Source organism: Actinosynnema sp. NPDC002837, assembly GCF_040295345.1.
Classification (GTDB): Bacteria; Actinomycetota; Actinomycetes; order Mycobacteriales; family Pseudonocardiaceae; genus Actinosynnema.
In genome coordinates, this window is the sequence record NZ_JBEOVG010000008.1 from 129499 (window position 1) to 148064 (window position 18566).

Consider the following 18566-nt stretch of genomic DNA (forward strand, 5'->3'; position numbering starts at 1 on the left):
GCGACCACCGGGTGATCGGCACCCGGGCGGACTACGGCTTGCCCGATCGGGGGGAACGTCGCCGGTCGGGCGGTCGCGGGTCGGCCCGATCCCCGAGCAGGGCGGCGAACCCGTCGAGGTGACGTGCCAGGCCGTACTCGAAGAGCTGGTCCAAATCGGACGCCACACCCTGAGGAATCGTTGCCAGCAAGGGGAACTGCCCACCGGCGAGCAGTTCGTCGGCCCGTGCGCGCTGCGCCAGCCACCACCGGTCCAGCGGCACGCCGGTCTCCTGCTCGGCTTCGACCTCGTCCGCCAGGGGCAGGGCCGCGGTGATCACCAGTGCGTGCAGCGTGAGCGCTTCGCGGACCCGTGTCCCGATGGGCAGTCCGAGCCCGTCGAGCGCGCGCAGGACCCATTCCGTCTGGGCCATCATGTTGGGCACGAGCAGCGGGCGGGTGAACGAGACGGCTCGGGGCAGCCAGAGGTGCCGTCGGCACAGCCGCCACTGCCGGCGGGCGATCAGCTCCAGCTTGGCGCGCCACCCCGGTGGCCCTTCGACGGGCAGGTCCGCTTCGCCGAAGACCACGTCGGCCATCTGCGCGACCAGCTCGTCCTTGTTCTCCACGTGCCGGTACAGCGACATCGGGCCGACGCCGAGCTCGGCCGCCAGCCGCCGCATGGACACCGCGTCGAGCCCTTCGGCGTCGGCGATCGCGATGGCGGTGCGCAGCACGTGCTCGCGGTTCAACGCCTGCCGGGCGACGCCCGCCCGCACGGCCCGGTCGGTCGACCGCGCCGGGTCGGTGCGGGCGCTGATCACCGTGCCGGACCCGACCTTCGTCTCCACCAGGCCGTCGTCGCGAAGGGCCGCCACCACCTTGGTCGCGGTCGCGACGGCCACGCCCCACCGCTGGGCGATCTGCCGGGTGGAGAGCATCCGGTCGCCGGGCCGCAGGTCGCCGGTCAGGATCCGGGCGCGGAGCTCCGCGGCGATCCGCAGGTAGGGAGGGTTCGGCCGTGGTGACGACATGCCGAAATCGTACTAGTCCAGTTCTTCGAGGTACTAGTGCACTTCGGAGCCGTAAAACGCGATCTCTGCGTGCCTCGTCGATACGGTGTACGCATGTCGCCAATACGGTGTACGCACCCGCCTGCCCGTCCCACCATGGACGGATCGTCATGACCTCGACCGCGCCGCGCGCCGCTGCGCCCGACCGTGCGCGAGCCTGGTGGCGTCGCCCGTGGATCGCGCCGCTGATGACGGTGGCCGCGGTGTTCCTCGCCTTCTCCGTGCCGCCCTACCTGACCTTCGACCCGTCCCTGTCCCGCCTGCGACCGCCGGAGGGCGACGACCTCTACTACCCGCTGCTGGTCGGGCACGTCCTCTTCGGCGCGGTGGCCATGGTGACCGCCTGCTTCCAGGTCTGGCCCTCGTTCCGCGCGAGCCACCCGCGCGGGCACCGGATCACCGGCCGGATCTACGTCTTCGCGGGTGTGCTGCCCGCCGGAGTGCTCGGGCTCTACATCGGCTGGCACACCGCGGCGGGCCCCTCCGTGCGCGTGGCCAACCTCGTGGGCTCCGCCCTGTGGGTGGCCGTCACGATCATGGGGCTGCGGATGGCCCGCCGGCGCCGTTACGGCGAGCACCGCAGGTGGATGTCGCGCAGCTTCGCGCTCAGCATGTCGATCACGTTGAGCCGGGTCGTCACCATCATCGCCACGATCGTGCTCATGCCGCAGCTGGACACCACGTTCAAGGGCAGCCGGGAACTGCTCCAGTACAGCTCAGCGAGCATCGGGGTCTGGCTCAGCCCCTTGCTCCTGCTGCTGATCACGGACTGGGTGCTCGAACGCCGCAAGCCCGCCGCCCGCCGCCAGGCCGCCGGTGGCACGGGGCCGCCTCGCGGCGCGGACGCCACCGCTCAGGTCCGGTGATGGGCCACCGGGCGTTGCGGGACGCTGGCCCGCAACGCCCGGCGGCACGGACTAGCGCTTGTCCGAGACCTTGATCCTGCCCTCGATGATCTGGGCCTTGAACCCCTCGAGGATGCCCTGGAGGTTCGCGTCGATCCGGCCGCCCGACGTGGCGTAACCGACGCCGTTCACCTTGAGGTCGAAGACGTCCGGCAACGAGGCCAGGTCGTTCTTCGCGGCGGCCTTGAAGAAGTCGTACACCGCCACGTCGACGCGCTTGAGGCTCGACGCGACGATGACGTCCTTGGTGTCCGCGAGCGCCGGCTGGTTGTACTGGTCGGCGTCGCACCCGATCGCCAGCACGCCCGCCTGCTTCACGGCGGAGAAGACGCCGATGCCGGACGCGCCCGCGGCGGGGTAGAGGACGTCCGCGCCCTTCTCGATGAGGCCCTTCGCGGTTTCCAGGCCCTTCGCCGGGTCCTGGAAGCCGGTGAAGTCGGTGGCCGGCGTGATGTACTTCTTCTCCACCACGATCTTCGGCGCGGCGGCCTTCGCGCCCTGGACGTAGCCCGCCTCGAACTTGTGGATCAGCGGGATGTCGACGCCGCCGACGAAGCCGACGTGGCACTTCTTGCTCTGGTACGCGGCCACGACCCCGGCCAGGAACGCGCCCTCCTGCTCGGCGAAGACCAGTGGCGTGACGTTGGCCGCGCCCTCGACGGCCGAGTCCACCAGACCGAACTCCACGTCCGGGAACTCCGGCGCGACGACCCGCAGCGCCTCGGTGTACGCGAAGCCGACGCCGACGATCGGGTCGAAGCCCTCGCGCGCGAGCTGCCGCAGGCGGGACTGCTTCACCGACTCGTCCTCGTTCGGGGCGGCGGAGAGCTCCCGGGTGTTCTCCTTGGCGACACCCAAGTCCTTGATCACCCGGTCGAACCCGGCGGCGGCGAGGTCGTTGAACGACGCGTCGCCACGGCCGCCGATGTCGTAGGCCAGACCGATCTTCAGCCCGCTTCCGTCGACCTTGTCCTCGGACTTGGCGTCGTCGGCGGCGCCGGCGCTCGACGTGGCGGGCGGGCTGGGCGGGGTCGCGAACTCGCACGCGGCGCCGGCGACGTCGGTCGACCCGGTGCTGCCACCGGAGTCCTTCGCGCAGGCGCTCACGACCATGAGGGTGGTCAGCGCGATAGCGGCCACAGCGGTGCCACGGACAGGACGGCGCACGGCTCGGTTCCCTCCCAGTTCGTCGAGCGGACACTCCCCCCGCTGGGGGTATCAGGGCTCGCGCGACGGACCGTACCTTGCTCACCGTGACCGTTCGGACGAGCGTTCACCTATTGGGAACGCGTGCGGCACTCGGTCCGGCGACGGACCGGAAACCGAGCGACAACCCCGACGCGCGGGCAATACTGTGCGCCGCATGGACGAACAATCCGCCTCGCTCACGTGGCGGCCGCTCACCCGCGAGGACGCCAAGGCGTCGGCCGACCTCCTCAACGCCATCGAGACCGTGGACCGGATCGGCGAGAACTACACCGAGGAGGACACCCTCCAGGAGCTGGTCGACCCCTACGCGGACCTGGAGCGCGCGAGCCTCGCCGCCTTCGACGGCGAGGTGATGGTCGGGTACATGAAGATCCGCTACCAGCCGGTCGCGGAAGAGGTCCACCGGGTGTTCCTCGACGGCGGCGTCCACCCGGGCTACCGCCGCCGCGGCATCGGCGCCGCGCTGGTGGAAGCAGGGGTGGCGGCGGCGAAGGCGGTGCACGGGCGACATCACCCCGCGCTGAAGCTCGTGGTCGACGTCCACAAGGTCGAGCACATCGCCGGTGTGCCCGAACTCGTCCGCTCCCGGGGCTTCGCGCCGGTCCGCTACTACCGGTACCTGGAGCACCCGCTCGGCGACGCGGTCCCGGACGCGGCGATCCCCGAAGGCCTGCGGGTCGAACCGTGGTCGGCGCGCAACGACGAGGAGTTCCGGTCGATCCGCAACGAGTCGTTCAGGGACCGCTGGGGCTCGGCGCCGATGCCCGTGGACGCCTGGCGGAACAAGATCACCAACCAGACGTTCAGGCCGGAGGCGAGCTTCCTGGTCCGCGACGTGGCGAGCGGGGCCGGGGTGGGCATGCTGGTGACCATGCACTGGGAGGCCGACACGGTGGCCACCGGCCGTCGTGACGCCCGCTTCATGCTCGTCGGAACGCTCCGGGAGCACCGGCGGCGGGGTGTCGCCGGCGCGCTGATCGGGCACGCCCTGCGTGCCGTCGCCGACCAGGGCTACGACCGCGCTTGCGCGAGCGTGGACTCGGCGGACCCCTCCGGCGCATCGGGGATCTTCGAGAGGGCCGGCTTCACGCCGACGATGCGGCACGTGCGCTGGGCGCTCGAAGCATGACGCACCGGCCGGCCGCCGACCCCCGCAGGCCGTCGTGGCTCCGGTGACCGCGGGTCTGGTCCGGGCCGGCGAGGACGCCTGGCGCCTGCCCCTGGCCGGGCTGTCCGTCGCCCAGTGCCGCGTCGACCACGCGGTGACCTTCCTCTTCGACTCCCCGGACGGGACCTACGACCTGCGGATCGAGGAGGACTTCGCCTTCGTGTCGGCCGAGGGCGTCGAGGTCGTGCTGCGACCGGAGACCGACCCGACCGGGTTGGGCCCGGTGCTCGCCTGCACCCGCACGTCGGTCACGGAGGCCCTCGCCTTCGACGACGGGCGCCTGACGGCGTCGTTCGCCGACGGCAGCGGGCTCGCGGTCGACAGCTCGCGGGAGTACGAGCCGTGGATGCTGTCCGGCCCCGCCACACTGCTGGTCGTGTCCACTCCGGGCGGCGGCCTGGCGGTGTGGCAGGACCGCCTGATGCTCTGAGACGAGCGCGACCGGATCTTGGGAGGTGTCGAGTTGTCGGGTGCGGTGTTCCGCGGCATGCGGCCGTGGGCGTTGGACGCCGGGATCGTCGAATGCGAGGGAACGGCTCTGGGCGTGGTCGACCTCCACAACGAAGCCGACGTCGTGGAGGTCGTGATCACCACTGACGGCACGGTCCGCCTGCGCTTTTCCCACCCGATGAGCGGGCGTGCGTTCGAGTTGGCGTTCACCGGCGTTTCCCGGTTCGAGGCGACCCGTCTCGATCACCACCCCGACGACGCGGCCCTGTTCCACGACCTGAGCCACGTTCCGGTCGAGGGCGGCTCGGACTGCGAGATCACGCTGGCGGCACTCCGGTTGGAGCTGAGGGCGGCCGGGGTGGAGTTCTCCGTCTGAGCAGCGGTCCGGGACGGTGGTCGGGAAGGCGCCCGGTCAACCGATCCCGTTGGTCCACTCGGCGACCGCGCGGTGGTAGCCGGGCGCGTTCGGCGAGAAGTTGAGCGAATGCCCGTAGCCGGGGACGACGTAGGCGCTCAACCGGGCCTCGGGCGCGTAGAACGGTCCCTCCGACGTGCGCAGCGCCTCGCTGGACGAGCAGTCCGCGCCGAGCGGCGGGCCGCAGAAGTTCCCGTCGCCGCCGCCCATGACGACCATGACCGGCACGGTGATCCGCCGTGACACCGGGACGAGCTGGCTGATCAGCACGGTGCCCACGGTCTCCGCCGGCGTGACGACGTCCTTGGTGGCTTCGTCGAAGTCGAGCGCGCCCCGCTCCGCCACGCCGGGCGCGTGGAACGACGAGTGCCGGGAACCGGCGATCGTGGTCAGGTAACCGAGGTCGAGGCCGTGCGCCCGCGTGCGCGGGTCGAGCGCGGCCGGGACCAGGGTGGTGAACACCGGCACGGCGCCCGGCAGGTTGATCCGGTGCGTGAGCCCGGTGATCACCACGCCGTCCACGTCCCGGTACGTGTCCGCCTCGATCGTGGCCACCGCCGAGCCGATCGAGTGGCCGACCAGCACGACCCGGTCGAACCGCGGCCGCAGCGACCCGACCACCGCGTGCACCGCCCTGGCCTGGGTGGAGAGGTCGAGCAGGACGCTCAACGGCTTGGAGCTGCGCCCGCTGCCGAGCCGGTCGACGGCGACGGTCGCGATGCCGGCCCGGTTCATGGCCTGCCGGTAGGACCGGGTCTCCGGGACGTGGCCGATGTCCCAGTAGGCGCTGTTGTACGTGCCACCGGGGACCAGCACCTGGAGCGTCGTGGCGCCCGGCGGCACGCACAGCCGGCCGTACACCGAGTGCACCGCCAGGGCGACCCGCACCGGCACCCTCACGTCCTCGCACGCGGTCTGCTCCGCGCCCGCCGTGCCGGGTGCGAGGCAGAACCCGGCGGTGAGCAGCGCGACGGCGACGATCCGGCGCAAGCGCAACGAACCCACGGACGACATCCTCCAACTCAGTTCCGGGGAACCGCCGTCATCAGCATCCCGCTGGGGTAGGCGGCGGAGGTGAACTTGACCCGCACGGGCTTGCCCGGCACGGGTACCAGCCGCCACCGGGCCGCCACGGTGGCGACGGCGATGGCGATCTCGGTCTGGGCGAACAGGTTCCCGACGCACTGGCGCGTGCCCGCGCCGAACGGGACGTACGCGCCCTTCGGGATCAGCGCGGCGCGTTCGGGGGACCACCGGTCGGGGTCGAAGCGGTGGGGGTCGGAGAACGACGCCGGGTCGTGGTGCAGGGCGTGCGGGCTGAAGATCACCTCGGCGCCGGCGGGCAGCGCCACGTCGCCCAGCCGCACGGGCGCGAGGGTGCGCCGCATCAGGAACCACACCGGGTACGCCCGCAGCACCTCGTTCACGACCTGCCGGAGGTAGACCAGGCGGCCGACGTCGGCGAACGTGGGTGCGCGCCCGCCGAGCACCTCGTCGACCTCGGCGTGGACGCGGCGCTCGACCTCCGGGTGCCGGGCGAGTTCGTGGAACGTCCAGGCCAGCGCCAGCGCGGTGGTCTCGACGCCGCCGACGAGCAGCGTCATGACCTCGTCGTGGACCTGCTCGTCGGACATGCCCGCGCCGGTGTCCGGGTCGCGGGCGGTCAGCAGCACCGACAGCAGGTCGCCCCGGTCGACGCCGTCCACCCGCCACCCGCGCACCACCTCCAGCACGATCGCCCGCATGCGCGCGATGGCCTGGTCGAACGCGCGGTTGCCCGGCAGGGGGAGCTTCTCGACGAACGACGGCGACAGCGCGCGGATCATGCCCTGCTTGAGCACGGTGAACAGCGACCGGCGCACCTCGTCGACCGCGCGCTTGCCCAGTTCGGTGGAGAACAGCGCCTCGCCCACGATGGTGACGGCCAGCGCCTGCGCGTCCTCTTCGACCACGCGCACCTGGCCGGGGCGCCAGTCGGCCGTCCAGTCGGCCGCCGCGCGCGCCATGGTCCCGGTGTAGTGGGCGATCCGGTTGCGGTGGAACGCGGGCCGCACCATCCGGCGCTGGAGCTGGTGGAACTCGCCGTTCGAGGTGGCCAGACCGTTGCCGAAGATCGGCTGGAACCTGTCGAACAAGGCGCCCTTCCTGACCGACGTCCCCTTGGCGACGAGAAGCTCGTGGACTAATCGAGGATTCGTCACAAAGTAGGTCCGCATCGTGCCGAGGTCAATTCGGACGACGTCGCCGTGATTCCGCAATAATGCGGTGAACAGGTGTCGGCGGCGCAACATCGACACGGTGTGGCCGAGCACGGGAAGGCGACCCGGGGCCACCGGGACGGACATATCCGCTCCTCGCCTCTGTTGTCGGGACGGCCCACCATAGAAGCCGTTCGGGTGAGGTCGACAGTGCCCGATCGGGTGACTGCGCGCACTCGGGTGTCGCAATGACGCTATCGACCGGCTGGTTAGGATGATGCCCTCTTTCCGAAAGGGTGTTCGCAGTGGTGCAACCGGAGTGGATTCCCCAGAGCGTCGACATTTCGGTGCCGAGCATGGCCCGCACGTACGATTACCTGCTGGGCGGCGCGCACAACTTCGCGGTGGACCGCGACCTCGCGGTGCAGGTCGAGCGCATCATGCCCGACGCCCGGTCCGCGGCCAGGGTGAACCGGGCGTTCCTCGGTCGGGCCGTGCGGCACATGGTCGAGCGGGGCATCACCCAGTTCCTCGACATCGGCTCCGGCATCCCGACCGTGGCCAACGTGCACGAGGTCGCCCAGGCCGAGGACCCCGAGTGCCGCGTGGTGTACGTCGACAAGGACCCGATCGCGGTGGCGCACAGCGAGCTGATGCTGGCGGAGAACGACCGCGCGGCCGTCGTGCACGCCGACATGCGCGACCCCCGGTCGATCCTCGGCCACCCGGAGACCCGGCGGCTGCTCGACTTCGACCGGCCGATCGGCCTGCTGGTGCTGATGATGCTGCACTGGGTCCCCGACGAGGCCGACCCGTGGCGGCTGATGGCGACCTACCGCGAGGCGCTGGCGCCCGGCAGCCACCTGGCGATCACCCACGTCACCGCCGACAACCAGGACGAGGGCCTGTCCGACGTGACGGACCTGATCAAGGACAGCCGCAGCGCCGACCAGCTCAACGAGCGCTCGCACGACCAGGTGCTGGCGCTGTTCGGCGACTTCGAGCTGGTCGAGCCCGGCCTGGTCGGCTGCGCGGCGTGGCGGCCCGGCGGTCCCGGCGACATGTCCGAGACCCCGGGCATGAACATGGTGATCTACGGCGGGGTCGGCCGGAAGCCCTGACGTGCCCGCGTGCCGCCGGCACGCTCCGGCCGGCCGAGATCCCGGCGAGGCGTTGACCTCGAAGACCGCGCTCGCGGCACCGGCGTCCGTGAGGACGCTCCACGCGCGGGTGAGCACCCCGTGCTCGAAGAGGTGCAGGACGCGGCGCGTCAGGTAGGGGTGGTGGGACGGTTGGCCCGCACTGAGGAGTCTCCCCGTGGGTGGTTCCGTGCCCCTGACCGGCGCGACTTGACGAAGGTCAAGTGTGGTCGGTGTCGAAGGTGGGGTCAGGTCCGTGCCGGAAGTGCGCGGCGCCCGCCCCTGTCTCGCTCCTAACTTCGCATCGAGCGGAGTCGACCCGTGGACGCGGGTCGGTGGAGGGGACGTGACGAAGTGCGGTGGGGTGGGACGACCCGGTCCGGGAGCGACCTGTACGACGGGATCGTCGAGGTGGCGGGTGCGGCGCCGGCGTGGGTGCGGGGGATCTTCTCCTGGTACACCGACGTCGGCCTGCTGCTGTTCGGCGCGCTGTTCGTGCTCACGTGGTGGCGGGCGCGCGGTCGCAACGACTCCGAGGCCACCGCCGCGGCCCTGCTCGCGCCCGCGTCGACCGTCGTCGCGTACGTCGTGAGCGAGCTGCTGAAGACCTTGGTGGACGCGGACCGCCCGTGCCGCGCGCTGCCGGTGGACGCGATCATCGCGCGGTGCCCCGAGGTGGGTGACTGGTCGTTCCCCAGCAACCACGCCACGATCGCGTCGGCGGCGGCCGTCGGCCTGGCCCTCGCGTGGCGCGCGCTCCTGCCGTGGGTGGCGGCCATGGCCCTGCTGATGGTGTTCTCCCGCGTGTTCGTGGGCGTGCACTACCCGCGCGACGTGGTGGTCGGCCTGCTGCTCGGCGCGGCCGTGGCGTGGTCGGTCCTCCGGCTCGGCACGCCCCGACTGACCGCGCTGGTCCTGAGGTCCGGCGACCACCCCCGGCTGGGCCGGCTGCTGCACGCCACGCCGCCCGACCTGACCGCGACCCGCCGACTCCGGCGGCCACCGCTGCCCGGGCGGCGCGACCCCCGTCAGGGCGGCGGGCGCTGACCGCACGTCGGCGGCACTGTCCGATGTGGACGCTCCGCTGGACCGGCGTGCCGCCCGACCGGCGCGGCTGAGGCCGCCGGGAAGAACAAGACTGTTCCTCGGCGGATTCGCCGCGCATCCTCGACGCCACTGATCGTCGATTCGTGGGGGCGCGGGACGTGAGCGGCAGTGAGGTCGAGAGCGAGCAGGATTACGTGGCGGGCCTGTACGCACGGGTGGACGCCCTGCGGGACGAGGCGGCGGCGCACTTGGCGGCGGCCCGGCGCGCCGGTGCGGACCGGGACGCGGTCGCCGTCTGGGAAGCGGAAACGACCCGGCTGGACGCCGTGGAACAGGGGCTGTGCTTCGGGCGGATGGACCTGCGCGACGGCCGCCGCGTCTACGTGGGCCGGCTCGGGCTGTTCCGGGACGAGGACGACGAGCCGTTGTTGGTGGACTGGCGCGCGCCCGCGGCCCAGGCGTTCTACACCGCGACCGCGGCCGCTCCACAAGGCCTGCGGCGTCGTCGGCGGATCAGCACGCGTGGCCGGGTGGTCGTCGCGCTGGACGACGAACTGCTCGACCCGGACGTCGCGGGCGCCGATGGAGGCCTGGTCGGGGAGGCGGCGATGGTGGCGGCGGTGAGCGCGGACCGGACCGGCCGGATGCGCGACGTCGTCGCGACCCTGCAAGCGGAGCAGGACCGGATCGTCCGGGACGAGTACCGGGGTGCGCTGGTCGTGCAGGGCGGTCCGGGCACGGGCAAGACTGTGGTCGCGCTGCACCGCGTCGCCTACCTGCTGTACCGGCACAAGCACCTGCGCACGCGCGGTGTGCTGGTCGTGGGCCCGAGCCGGATCTTCCTCGACTACATCGGCCAGGTCCTGCCCGGCCTGGGCGAGCACGGCGTGGTGACCGCGACCATCGCCGACCTGCGCGCGGACGTCGAGGTCAGCCGGGTGGACCCACCCGGCGCCGCCGAGCTCAAGGGCCGGGCGGGCATGGCGGACCGGCTGGCGGCCGCGGTCCGCGCGCGGGTCCGGGTTCCCGACGAGCCGGTGGACGTCTGGTTCGAGCGGCACGTGCTGCGGCTCGACCCGGAGACCTGCCGCCGTGCCGTGCGGAACGCCGCCCGCACCGGGCTCCCGCACAACCGGGCCAGGCTGGTCTTCCACCGGGAGGTCGTGGACGTGCTCGCGCGGCGGCTGGTCGAGGAGCTGGAGGCCGTCGTGCTCACCGACACCGGCGAGGCGATCGACGGCGGCAGCGCCGACGGGCGGCTCGGCGAAGCGGACCTGCGCGCGCTGGCGGCCGCGGGCGTGGTGATCGACCAGGACGATCCCGGCGGGGGACGGGACGTGCTGGACGAGGCCGACCGGGCCGCGCTGCGGGACTCGTTGCTCGCCGACCGCGGCGTCCGGGTCGCGCTCGACGACGTGTGGCCGCCGCTCACCCCGGAGCGCGTGGTGGCGGACCTGCTCGCCAAGCCCGCGGGGGACTGGAGCGCCGCGGACGTCCCGCTGCTGGACGAGGCGGAGGCCCTGATCGGCCGCGACGGCGACGGCCGGACGACCTTCGGGCACGTGGTCGTCGACGAGGCGCAGGAGCTGTCCGAGATGGCCTGGCGGATGCTGATGCGCCGGTGCCCCACCAGGTCGATGACCATCGTCGGCGACCTCGCCCAGACCGGGGACCCGGCCGGCGCCTCCTCGTGGGCGGACGTGCTGCGACCGCACGTGGACGACCGCTGGCGGCTCGCCGAGCTCACCGTCAACTACCGCACCCCGGCGGAGGTCATGGCCGCCACCGCGGACCTGCTCGCCACCCACCACCCCGGACTGCGACCGCCCCGGTCGGTCCGGTCGACCGGCGAAACCCCGTGGCGCGTCGGCACGACTCCCGCCGACCTGCCCGAGGTCGTCGCCGACCTGGCCCGGGCGTGGACCGGCGGCCGACTCGCGGTCATCGCCCCACCGACCCACTTCGACGCCCTGGCGACCGCGTTGTCCCTCAAGACGCCGGCGGACCTGACCGACGAGGTGGTGCTGCTCGGTCCCGGCCAGGCCAAGGGACTGGAGTTCGACTCGGTCCTGATCGTCGACCCGACCGCGATCCTCGACGCGGCGCCGCTCGGCCACCACGACCTCTACGTCGCCATGACCAGGGCCACCCACCGGCTGGGCGTCGTCCACCCGGGACCACCACCGGCCGAACTGTCGGCCATGCGCGAACTGCGGCGCTGACGACGCGGTGGTGGACGGGCGTTCGCCGATCGGCGACCAAGATCGACGAACGCCCGGTGGCGGCGGGTCCGGCCGTGGAAAACTGGCCGTCGATCGAAGCGGCCGATGTGGGAGTGGTGGATTCATGGGCATGACGCTGTCGTTCACCCGGGTCACCCCGGAGGAACTGGACCGGGCGTTCGAGGACCCGGAGCTGGCGTGGGAGCACGTGGACGACGAGGGCCGGCCGGACTGCTTCCTCGAGAAGTCCTGGGCGGGCATCCAGTTCCTGCTGGACGAGGCCGGGGTGAGCGTCGACGTGTACGAGGACGGCGACGCCATCGACGAGGAGTGCACCCTCTTCGGCTGGCACGACGACATGGTCGCGGCGGCCGCCAAGGCCTTGGGCGCGGTGCCGTTCGAGGTGTTGGAGGGCTACTACGACCCGCGGAAGCTGAGCGAGAAGGACGTCTACCCCATGAGGCACCTCTGGGACGACGACGACCTCGACTACCTGCGGCACAACTACCGGGACCTGGTCACGTTCTTCGAGGAGACGGCCGCGTCGGGAGGCGCGGCGATCCGGCACTTCAGCTTCTGACCCGCCGACCGGCCCGAGCGGAAGAACGGCCCGGCGCGAGTGTCGCCGCGCCGGGCCGGGTACTTCCGAGTTCCGGTCGTTCGCCGGATTCCTAGCCGAAGTTCACGTCACTGCACCACATGTAGGCCTGGTCGAGGTGCGAGGCCTGCCAGATGGTGAAGACGATGTGGTGCCCTCGGTACGAGCCGTTGGTCGAGATGTTGAACCTGATGTCCTTGGCGGGCGCGTACCTGCCGGTCTGCGTGATGAAGTCGAGGTTGTCCCAGCCCAGGGTCTGGGTGGCCGGGTTGAACCCCTGCTTGCTGATGTACACGCGGAAGTAGTCGGCGCCGTGGCTGGCCTGGTCGTACAGGTGCATGGTGAAGCTGCTGCCGACGCTGGTCTGCTTCCACTGACCGGGGGTGTTCAGGGAGTTGTTGCGGGACAGGGCGTTGCTGCAGAGCTGCCCGTTCGGGGTCCGTCCCTGGAAGTTCCCGCCGAGCCCGTCCCGCAGCGCGCTCATCCAGTTCCACATGGTGTCGGCGTTCGCCTGGAACGCCTGGTAACACATGGGGTCCTGCTGCTGCATGGCCGGGTTCGTGTGCTGACTGCCCCACGTCTGCCAGCACTGGTACTGGCGGGTGGCGGGACCGACGATGGTGCCGTGGGCCGAGGCCGTCGGCGACCAGACGAGCATGGTGGCCATCACGCCGAGGATCAGCGCGATGATGCCCTGCCGTCGGGTGACGGACACCGAGGTGCTGCGCATTCGCATGGAGGAACCTCCACTCTTCGGATGGTTGAGCGGCGGCGGCGGAAAATGGGAGCGCTCCCAGACCAGTCATCACACTATACGTCACTCACCGAAACTTCAACGAAACATTGTGTAGTGGTCGCGGCTTTCCGCATCTCGGGAACCGCAGGCCGTTGACGTGCGGCAATGGGTCCCCGCTCGGGTGTTCCGGCGATAGTGCCCGGTATGACCGGTTAGTTGCGGAGTACGGGCATGTCCGCCGACCGGCGCAGAACAACGGCACCCATTCGGCAACGGCGCGCTAGATGATCTCCAGGTTGGCCATCATCCCCATGTCCTCGTGCTCGGCGTTGTGGCAGTGGAAGAGGTAGCGGCCCCGGTAGCCGTCGAAGCGGGTGATGATCTCCACGGCTTCGCCGGGCCGCAGGGAGACGGTGTCCTTGAGGCCGGCGTCGTGCGGCAACGGCGGCCCGCCGCCGCGCGTGAGCACCTGGAAGCCGACCAGGTGCAGGTGCACGGGGTGGTGCACGTCGGCGACCAGCCGCCACACCTCGACGTCGCCGAGCCGGGTGGTGACGTCGGTGCGGGCCGGGTCGAACGGCAGCCCGCCGATCAACCACCCGCGACCGCCGTGCATCCGCCCGGTGCGGAAGGAGAAGTCGCGCACCGCCACGGCGTCCGCGCGGCTCCACGTCGGCAGATCGGTCGACAGCGTGCGCGGGACGCGGCTGTCGTCCTTGGCGCGGCGGGCGACGCGGAAGGCCATCACGTCGCGGGTGCGGCCCGAGCCGAGCCGGTTGAGCAGCCTGACCCGGCCGCCCACCGGGACGCCGGCGAAGTCGACGATCACGTCGTGGCGCTCGGCGGGCGCGGTGGGCAGCAGCCGGTGGGTGACGGGCGCGGCGAGCAGTCCCTGGTCGGCGCCGACCTGAACGAGGTCGAGCGCGCGCCCGTCGTCGGTGACCGCTTCGAGCTCGTAGTGCCGGGCGTTGGAGGCGTTCAGGACCCGCAGCCGGTAGCGGGCCGCGTCGACCTCGTGCACGGGCCAGGGCGCGCCGTTGACCAGGATGACGTCACCGAGGACACCGGCGAAGTACGGCTCCTGCACGCCCGGTTGCTCGTGCAGGTCGGGGTCGAGGGAGGGGTAGGCCAGGCTGCCGTCGGCCGCGAACGCCCGGTCGGTGATCATCAGCGGCAGCTCGCGCGGCCCGGCGGGCAGGCCGAGGCCGTCCTCGGCGTCGTCGCGCACGACGTGCAGCCCGGCCAGGCCGCGCCAGATCGCCGGAGCGGTGAAGTCCATCCGGTGGTCGTGGTACCACAGCAGCGTCGGCCGCTGGTCCAGCGGGAACGCGTAGTCCCGCGTCAGCCTCGACACCACGGCCCGCGGGTCGCGCATGCCGTGCCCGCCGTGCCCGGCGGCGTCGTGCCGGTCGGGCAGGACCAGGTCGGTCGGGTAGCCGTCGGAGTCCGCCGGCGTCCGCCCGCCGTGCAGGTGCACGACGGTCGGCACGGGCAGCTCGTTGCGATGCGTCACGGTGACCGGCCGGCCGCGCCGCGACTCGATCGTCGGCCCGGGGAAGGTGCCCTCGTAGGTCCACAACGGCGTCCGGACACCGGGCAGGATCTCGGCGCTCGCCTCGCGCTGGGTGATCTCGTAGCGGTCGGCGGCGACCGGCGCCAGCACGCCGGGGATCGGCAGCGGCGCCTGGAACGGCGGCGGCAGCGGCACCGCGCTGCGCAGCTCGGCGCCGGTCGTCGCCGGTCGGCGGGCCAGCACGGCCGACGCCGACAGTCCCGTGGCCGCCACCAGCCCGAGCGCGCCGCCGATGCCCAGCACCCGCCGCCTGGTCAGGCCGTCACGCATCGCGGGCCTCCCGTCGCGGGAAGGGGCGGCGCCAGACGTCGATGAACTGCACGACGAGCGCCGCGACGGTCATCACCCCCAGCGGGACGTGCAGCCACAGCGCGCTTTCCAGGCCCGCGAAGTACTGCGCCGTCTCGGCCGCCACCACCGCCACCGTGGCCAGGAACGGCCCGGCCCGCCGCAACCGGGCCCAGACCACGATCGCCACGATCACCTGGACGTAGCCGATGGAGGACGTCACGTCCGCGCCGACGGCGTGCCGGCGCAGGCTGTCGAAGTCCCCGGTCAGGTACACGCCGGCGAACACCGGCTGGGCGACGATCGCCACCACGTGCGCGCTGACGACGGCCCGGTAGACCCATTCGGTCGGCGCGGTCCGAGGCGCGGCAACGGATCCCGGCCCGATGGCCATGGGGGATCCCTCCTCACTGGTGATCTCGGGTGCGAACGCCTCTCAAGCTATGACCTGTGAGTTATCGTGTCTAAGATCGATATTGCTATGGCGTTATGCACGCGGAGGCATGGTGGAGCTGAACTCGCTCCGGCAGTTCCTGGTGGTGGCCCGGCTGGAGCACCTCAGCCGGGCCGCCGACGAGCTGCGCGTCGCCCAACCGTCGCTGAGCCGCACCGTCGCCCGCCTGGAGCATGAGCTGGGCGCGCCGCTGTTCGACCGCGGCGGCCGGCTCCGGCTGAACGACACGGGCAAGCTCTTCCGCGATCACGTCGAACGCGCGCTCGGCGAGCTCGACGCGGGACGACGCGCCGTCGCCGAAGCCGCCGACGAGGGGCAGGGCGCCGTGCGACTGGCGTCGGAGACCTTCCTCACCCTCACCGGGCCGCTGGCCGCCTACAAGCGGGCCCACCCGTCCGCCGAGGTCGCACTCCACTGGTCGCCGGCCGACGACATGGCCCGCCGCCTGCGGGCGCAGGACGTCGACCTGTGCGTGGCCTCGCAGCCGATCCACGCCGAGGGCCTGGCGTCGGCACGGCTGTTCGACGAAGCGGTCGGCGTGGGCACCCCGCCGGGCCACCCGCTGGCGAGCCGCGCTTCGGTGCGCGTCGAGGAACTCGCCGACCTGCCCTTCGTCACCGCGCGCGAGGGGCACTGGATCCGCCGGCTGCTCGACCGGCTCTTCGCCGCGCGCGGCCTCACCCCGAAGATCGTCTGCGAGAGCGACGAGCCCGGCGCCATCGCGGAGCTGATCGGCGCGGGGCTCGGCGTCGGCCTCGTCCCGGCGTTCGCGCTGCGCGGCGCCACCCGCGTCCCCGGCGCCTGGGTGGCCGTGGACAGCGCCGACTGCCGCCGCACGGTCACCCTGTACTGGGGCGCGGACAGCCGCCTGTCCGCCGCCGCGCGGCTGATGCGCACCACGATCACCGACTGGGACTGGACCGGCGGAGAGCCCCGGGACCGGCGCTGACGGTCAGCCGGCCGTCCACGGGCGGAGCTTCTCCGGGTTGCGCACCGCCCAGATGCGCTTGATCCGGTCGCCCTCGATCTCGAACGCGTACACCGACACCGTGACGCCGTCCTGCTGGGCGATCAGGCCGGGCTGGCCGTTGACCGCGCGCTCCAGCATCGTCTGGCCGCGCAGCCGGTCCGCGAGGTGGCGCAGCGCTTCGGCGATCCGCTCGGCGCCCTCCACCGGGCGCAGCGACGTGCGGACCAGGCCGCCGCCGTCGCTGATCACCGTGGCGTCGTCGGCGAGCAGGTCGACGAGGGCGTCGATGTCCCAGCTCTCGAAGGCCTGCTTGAAGTCCCTGACGATCCGGGCCTGCCGGGCGGTCGGGGTCGTGGGCGCCTGCGCGGCGCGGATGCGGCGGCGGGCCGACGAGGCCAGCTGGCGACAGGCGGCCGGCGTGCGGCCGACGATCTCGGCCACCTCGCCGAAGGGGTAGCGGAAGACGTCGTGCAGGACGAACGCGACGCGCTCGGCGGGCGTCATCGAGTCGAGCACGACGAGGAAGGCCATGCCGACCGACTCGTCCAGGGTGATCCGGTCGGCCGGGTCGGTGGTGGCGGCGCCCGCTCGCCCGCCGGCCCACTCGGTCCGGTCGGGCAGCGGCTCGGGCAGCCACTCGCCCACGTAGCGCTCACGCCTGACCCGCGCCGAGCCGAGCAGGTCGAGGCAGACGCGGCCGGCGACCGTGGTGAGCCAGGCGCCCGGCGACTCGATGGCGTCCCGCTGCTCCCGCGACAGGGCGTACCAGCGGGCGTAGGTCTCCTGGACGGCGTCCTCGGCCTCGGCCAGCGAGCCGAGGAGGCGGTAGGCGAGGTTGATCAGCTGACGCCGCTCGCCGACGATCGCGCTCAACCCCGCGTCGGACCGGTCGTGCTCGGGTCCTGAGTGGTCGGTCATGTTCCGCTGGCTCCCCCGGGTCGGCTCTTCCCTCACCCTGTCCGACGGGATAGCACACCGAAACGTCAGGTCGCCGTGCCGCCCGTCCGGGACGACCGCCGTGCCGCCTCACATTCCACCCGGCTGCGTCGTCGTACCCGGCAAGTCACGAAAGGGGTGGATGGCGATGCCTGTGCACCGCGAGGCGGAGGAAGCCGGGATCCGGCGGCAGGTCGACCGGATCGTCGAAGCGCTCAGGGCCAAGGATCTCGAAGGCCTGGAGCGGATCTACGCGCCGGACGTCGTGTCCTTCGACGTCGAGCCGCCGTTGCGGCACGTGGGAATAGCGGCGAAGTCGAAGAACTGGGCGAACGTGTTCGCGTTCTTCCGGGAGGTGGACTACGAGGTGCGGGACCTGAGCGTCACCGCGGGCGACGACGTGGCGTTCGGGCACGGCTTCGGCCGGCTCAGCGGCACCACGCGGGACGGCGTGCCGACGAGCGGCATGTGGGTCCGGGCCACGTTCGGCTTCCGGAAGGTCGACGGCCGGTGGTTGATCGCGCACGACCAGGTCTCCGTGCCGTTCGACGTGTCGACCGGCCGAGGGGTGGCCGACCTTGAGCCCTGAGCCGCCCGCCGTGAACGTCGCGATCATCTACTACAGCGCCACCGGCAACGTGCACGCCTTGGCGCAAGCCGCCGCCGAGGGCGCGGAGGAGGCCGGCGCGCAGGTGCGGCTGCGCAAGGTCGCCGAGACGGCGCCGGCGGCGGCCGTCGACTCCAGGCCGGAGTGGGCCGCGCACGTCCGGAGCACCGCCGACGTCGCCGAGGCCGCCCACGACGACCTGGAGTGGGCCGACGCGGTGCTGTTCGGCGCGCCGACCCGCTTCGGCAACCCGGCCGGGCAGCTCCGGGCGTTCATCGAGACGACCGGCCCGCTGTGGTTCCACGGCAAGCTCGCGGACAAGGTGTACTCGGCCTTCACGTCCTCCAACAGCCCGCACGGCGGGCAGGAGTCCACGATCCTGGCGTTGAGCACGACCTTCCACCACTGGGGCGGGATCATCGTGCCGCCTGGGTACACCGACCCGATCCAGTTCCAGTCCGGGAACCCCTATGGCACCTCGCACGTCGCCGGCACCGGTGCGCCCGGCGAGGTGACCTTGGCGGCGGCGCGCTACCAGGCTCGCCGCGTCGTCGACGTCGCGACCGCGCTGAAGGCCGGCCGCGCCGCGTGACGAGAAGT

Annotated in this window: 19 protein-coding genes; 11 read left to right on the top strand and 8 right to left on the bottom strand. The window is 72.2% G+C overall.

The annotated features are described in order from the left end of the window. Window positions 1–31: 31 nt before the first annotated feature. Window positions 32–1012, bottom strand: coding sequence for a TetR/AcrR family transcriptional regulator C-terminal domain-containing protein (locus ABTZ99_RS08640; protein ID WP_499609589.1), 981 nt, complete (start codon window positions 1010–1012; stop codon window positions 32–34). Between the two features lie 149 nt (window positions 1013–1161). Between ABTZ99_RS08640 and ABTZ99_RS08645 the strand changes: the two genes are divergently transcribed. Beyond that, on the top strand, window positions 1162–1917 hold the full coding sequence (locus ABTZ99_RS08645) for a DUF2306 domain-containing protein (protein ID WP_499609592.1): 756 nt from the start codon (window positions 1162–1164) through the stop codon (window positions 1915–1917). Between the two features lie 51 nt (window positions 1918–1968). Here the strand turns inward: ABTZ99_RS08645 and ABTZ99_RS08650 are convergent, their stop codons facing one another. Then, window positions 1969–3069, bottom strand: coding sequence for a BMP family lipoprotein (locus ABTZ99_RS08650; protein ID WP_498782669.1), 1101 nt, complete (start codon window positions 3067–3069; stop codon window positions 1969–1971). A gap of 250 nt (window positions 3070–3319) precedes the next feature. Between ABTZ99_RS08650 and ABTZ99_RS08655 the strand changes: the two genes are divergently transcribed. From ABTZ99_RS08655 to ABTZ99_RS08665, 3 genes are read left to right on the top strand one after another with little or no spacing between them, the layout of a single operon-like run. Continuing rightward, window positions 3320–4294, top strand: coding sequence for a GNAT family N-acetyltransferase (locus ABTZ99_RS08655; RefSeq protein ID WP_499609595.1), 975 nt, complete (start codon window positions 3320–3322; stop codon window positions 4292–4294). A gap of 43 nt (window positions 4295–4337) precedes the next feature. Then, the gene (locus ABTZ99_RS08660) at window positions 4338–4763 is read left to right on the top strand and encodes a DUF6188 family protein (protein ID WP_499609598.1); all 426 of its coding nucleotides are present in this window, start codon (window positions 4338–4340) and stop codon (window positions 4761–4763) included. A gap of 33 nt (window positions 4764–4796) precedes the next feature. Beyond that, the gene (locus ABTZ99_RS08665) at window positions 4797–5159 is read left to right on the top strand and encodes a hypothetical protein (protein WP_498782561.1); all 363 of its coding nucleotides are present in this window, start codon (window positions 4797–4799) and stop codon (window positions 5157–5159) included. A gap of 36 nt (window positions 5160–5195) precedes the next feature. On the opposite strand, the gene ABTZ99_RS08670 is transcribed toward ABTZ99_RS08665, so the two are convergent. Next, a complete protein-coding gene (locus tag ABTZ99_RS08670; protein WP_499609600.1) occupies window positions 5196–6203 on the bottom strand; it encodes an alpha/beta hydrolase in 1008 nt (335 codons plus the stop codon). Between the two features lie 17 nt (window positions 6204–6220). Further along, window positions 6221–7543, bottom strand: a complete 1323-nt coding sequence (locus tag ABTZ99_RS08675; protein WP_499609603.1) for a cytochrome P450 — start codon at window positions 7541–7543, stop codon at window positions 6221–6223. A 176-nt stretch (window positions 7544–7719) separates the two neighbouring features. Here ABTZ99_RS08675 and ABTZ99_RS08680 point away from each other — a divergent pair, with 176 nt between their 5' ends. The 4 genes from ABTZ99_RS08680 to ABTZ99_RS08695 all read left to right on the top strand — a co-directional run bounded on the left by ABTZ99_RS08680 (window position 7720) and on the right by ABTZ99_RS08695 (window position 12384). Next, on the top strand, window positions 7720–8517 hold the full coding sequence (locus ABTZ99_RS08680) for an SAM-dependent methyltransferase (protein WP_498782667.1): 798 nt from the start codon (window positions 7720–7722) through the stop codon (window positions 8515–8517). A 339-nt stretch (window positions 8518–8856) separates the two neighbouring features. Then, on the top strand, window positions 8857–9582 hold the full coding sequence (locus ABTZ99_RS08685; protein ID WP_499609605.1) for a phosphatase PAP2 family protein: 726 nt from the start codon (window positions 8857–8859) through the stop codon (window positions 9580–9582). 158 nt (window positions 9583–9740) lie between these two features. Further along, window positions 9741–11804 carry a HelD family protein gene (locus ABTZ99_RS08690; protein WP_499609607.1) on the top strand — a complete coding sequence of 688 codons (2064 nt, stop codon included), beginning with the start codon at window positions 9741–9743 and terminating at the stop codon, window positions 11802–11804. Between the two features lie 124 nt (window positions 11805–11928). Beyond that, on the top strand, window positions 11929–12384 hold the full coding sequence (locus ABTZ99_RS08695; RefSeq protein WP_498782551.1) for a DUF1877 family protein: 456 nt from the start codon (window positions 11929–11931) through the stop codon (window positions 12382–12384). Between the two features lie 91 nt (window positions 12385–12475). Here ABTZ99_RS08695 and ABTZ99_RS08700 read toward each other — a convergent pair whose 3' ends face one another. The 3 genes from ABTZ99_RS08700 to ABTZ99_RS08710 all read right to left on the bottom strand — a co-directional run bounded on the left by ABTZ99_RS08700 (window position 12476) and on the right by ABTZ99_RS08710 (window position 15393). Then, window positions 12476–13138, bottom strand: a complete 663-nt coding sequence (locus tag ABTZ99_RS08700; RefSeq protein ID WP_498782549.1) for a lytic polysaccharide monooxygenase auxiliary activity family 9 protein — start codon at window positions 13136–13138, stop codon at window positions 12476–12478. Between the two features lie 280 nt (window positions 13139–13418). Further along, entirely contained in the window at window positions 13419–14981 is a 1563-nt protein-coding gene (locus ABTZ99_RS08705; protein ID WP_498786791.1) for a multicopper oxidase family protein, read from the bottom strand. After that, window positions 14974–15393 carry a hypothetical protein gene (locus tag ABTZ99_RS08710; RefSeq protein ID WP_499609610.1) on the bottom strand — a complete coding sequence of 140 codons (420 nt, stop codon included), beginning with the start codon at window positions 15391–15393 and terminating at the stop codon, window positions 14974–14976. Before ABTZ99_RS08710 ends, ABTZ99_RS08705 begins: the two co-directional genes overlap by 8 nt. A gap of 109 nt (window positions 15394–15502) precedes the next feature. Here ABTZ99_RS08710 and ABTZ99_RS08715 point away from each other — a divergent pair, with 109 nt between their 5' ends. After that, the gene (locus ABTZ99_RS08715) at window positions 15503–16402 is read left to right on the top strand and encodes a LysR substrate-binding domain-containing protein (protein WP_499609612.1); all 900 of its coding nucleotides are present in this window, start codon (window positions 15503–15505) and stop codon (window positions 16400–16402) included. Between the two features lie 3 nt (window positions 16403–16405). On the opposite strand, the gene sigJ is transcribed toward ABTZ99_RS08715, so the two are convergent. Continuing rightward, a complete protein-coding gene (gene sigJ / locus ABTZ99_RS08720) occupies window positions 16406–17341 on the bottom strand; it encodes an RNA polymerase sigma factor SigJ (protein ID WP_499609614.1) in 936 nt (311 codons plus the stop codon). A 166-nt stretch (window positions 17342–17507) separates the two neighbouring features. Here sigJ and ABTZ99_RS08725 point away from each other — a divergent pair, with 166 nt between their 5' ends. Further along, on the top strand, window positions 17508–17948 hold the full coding sequence (locus tag ABTZ99_RS08725; protein WP_499609617.1) for a YybH family protein: 441 nt from the start codon (window positions 17508–17510) through the stop codon (window positions 17946–17948). Further along, a complete protein-coding gene (wrbA, locus tag ABTZ99_RS08730) occupies window positions 17938–18558 on the top strand; it encodes an NAD(P)H:quinone oxidoreductase (protein WP_499609619.1) in 621 nt (206 codons plus the stop codon). Before ABTZ99_RS08725 ends, wrbA begins: the two co-directional genes overlap by 11 nt. The last annotated feature ends 8 nt before the right edge of the window (window positions 18559–18566 follow it).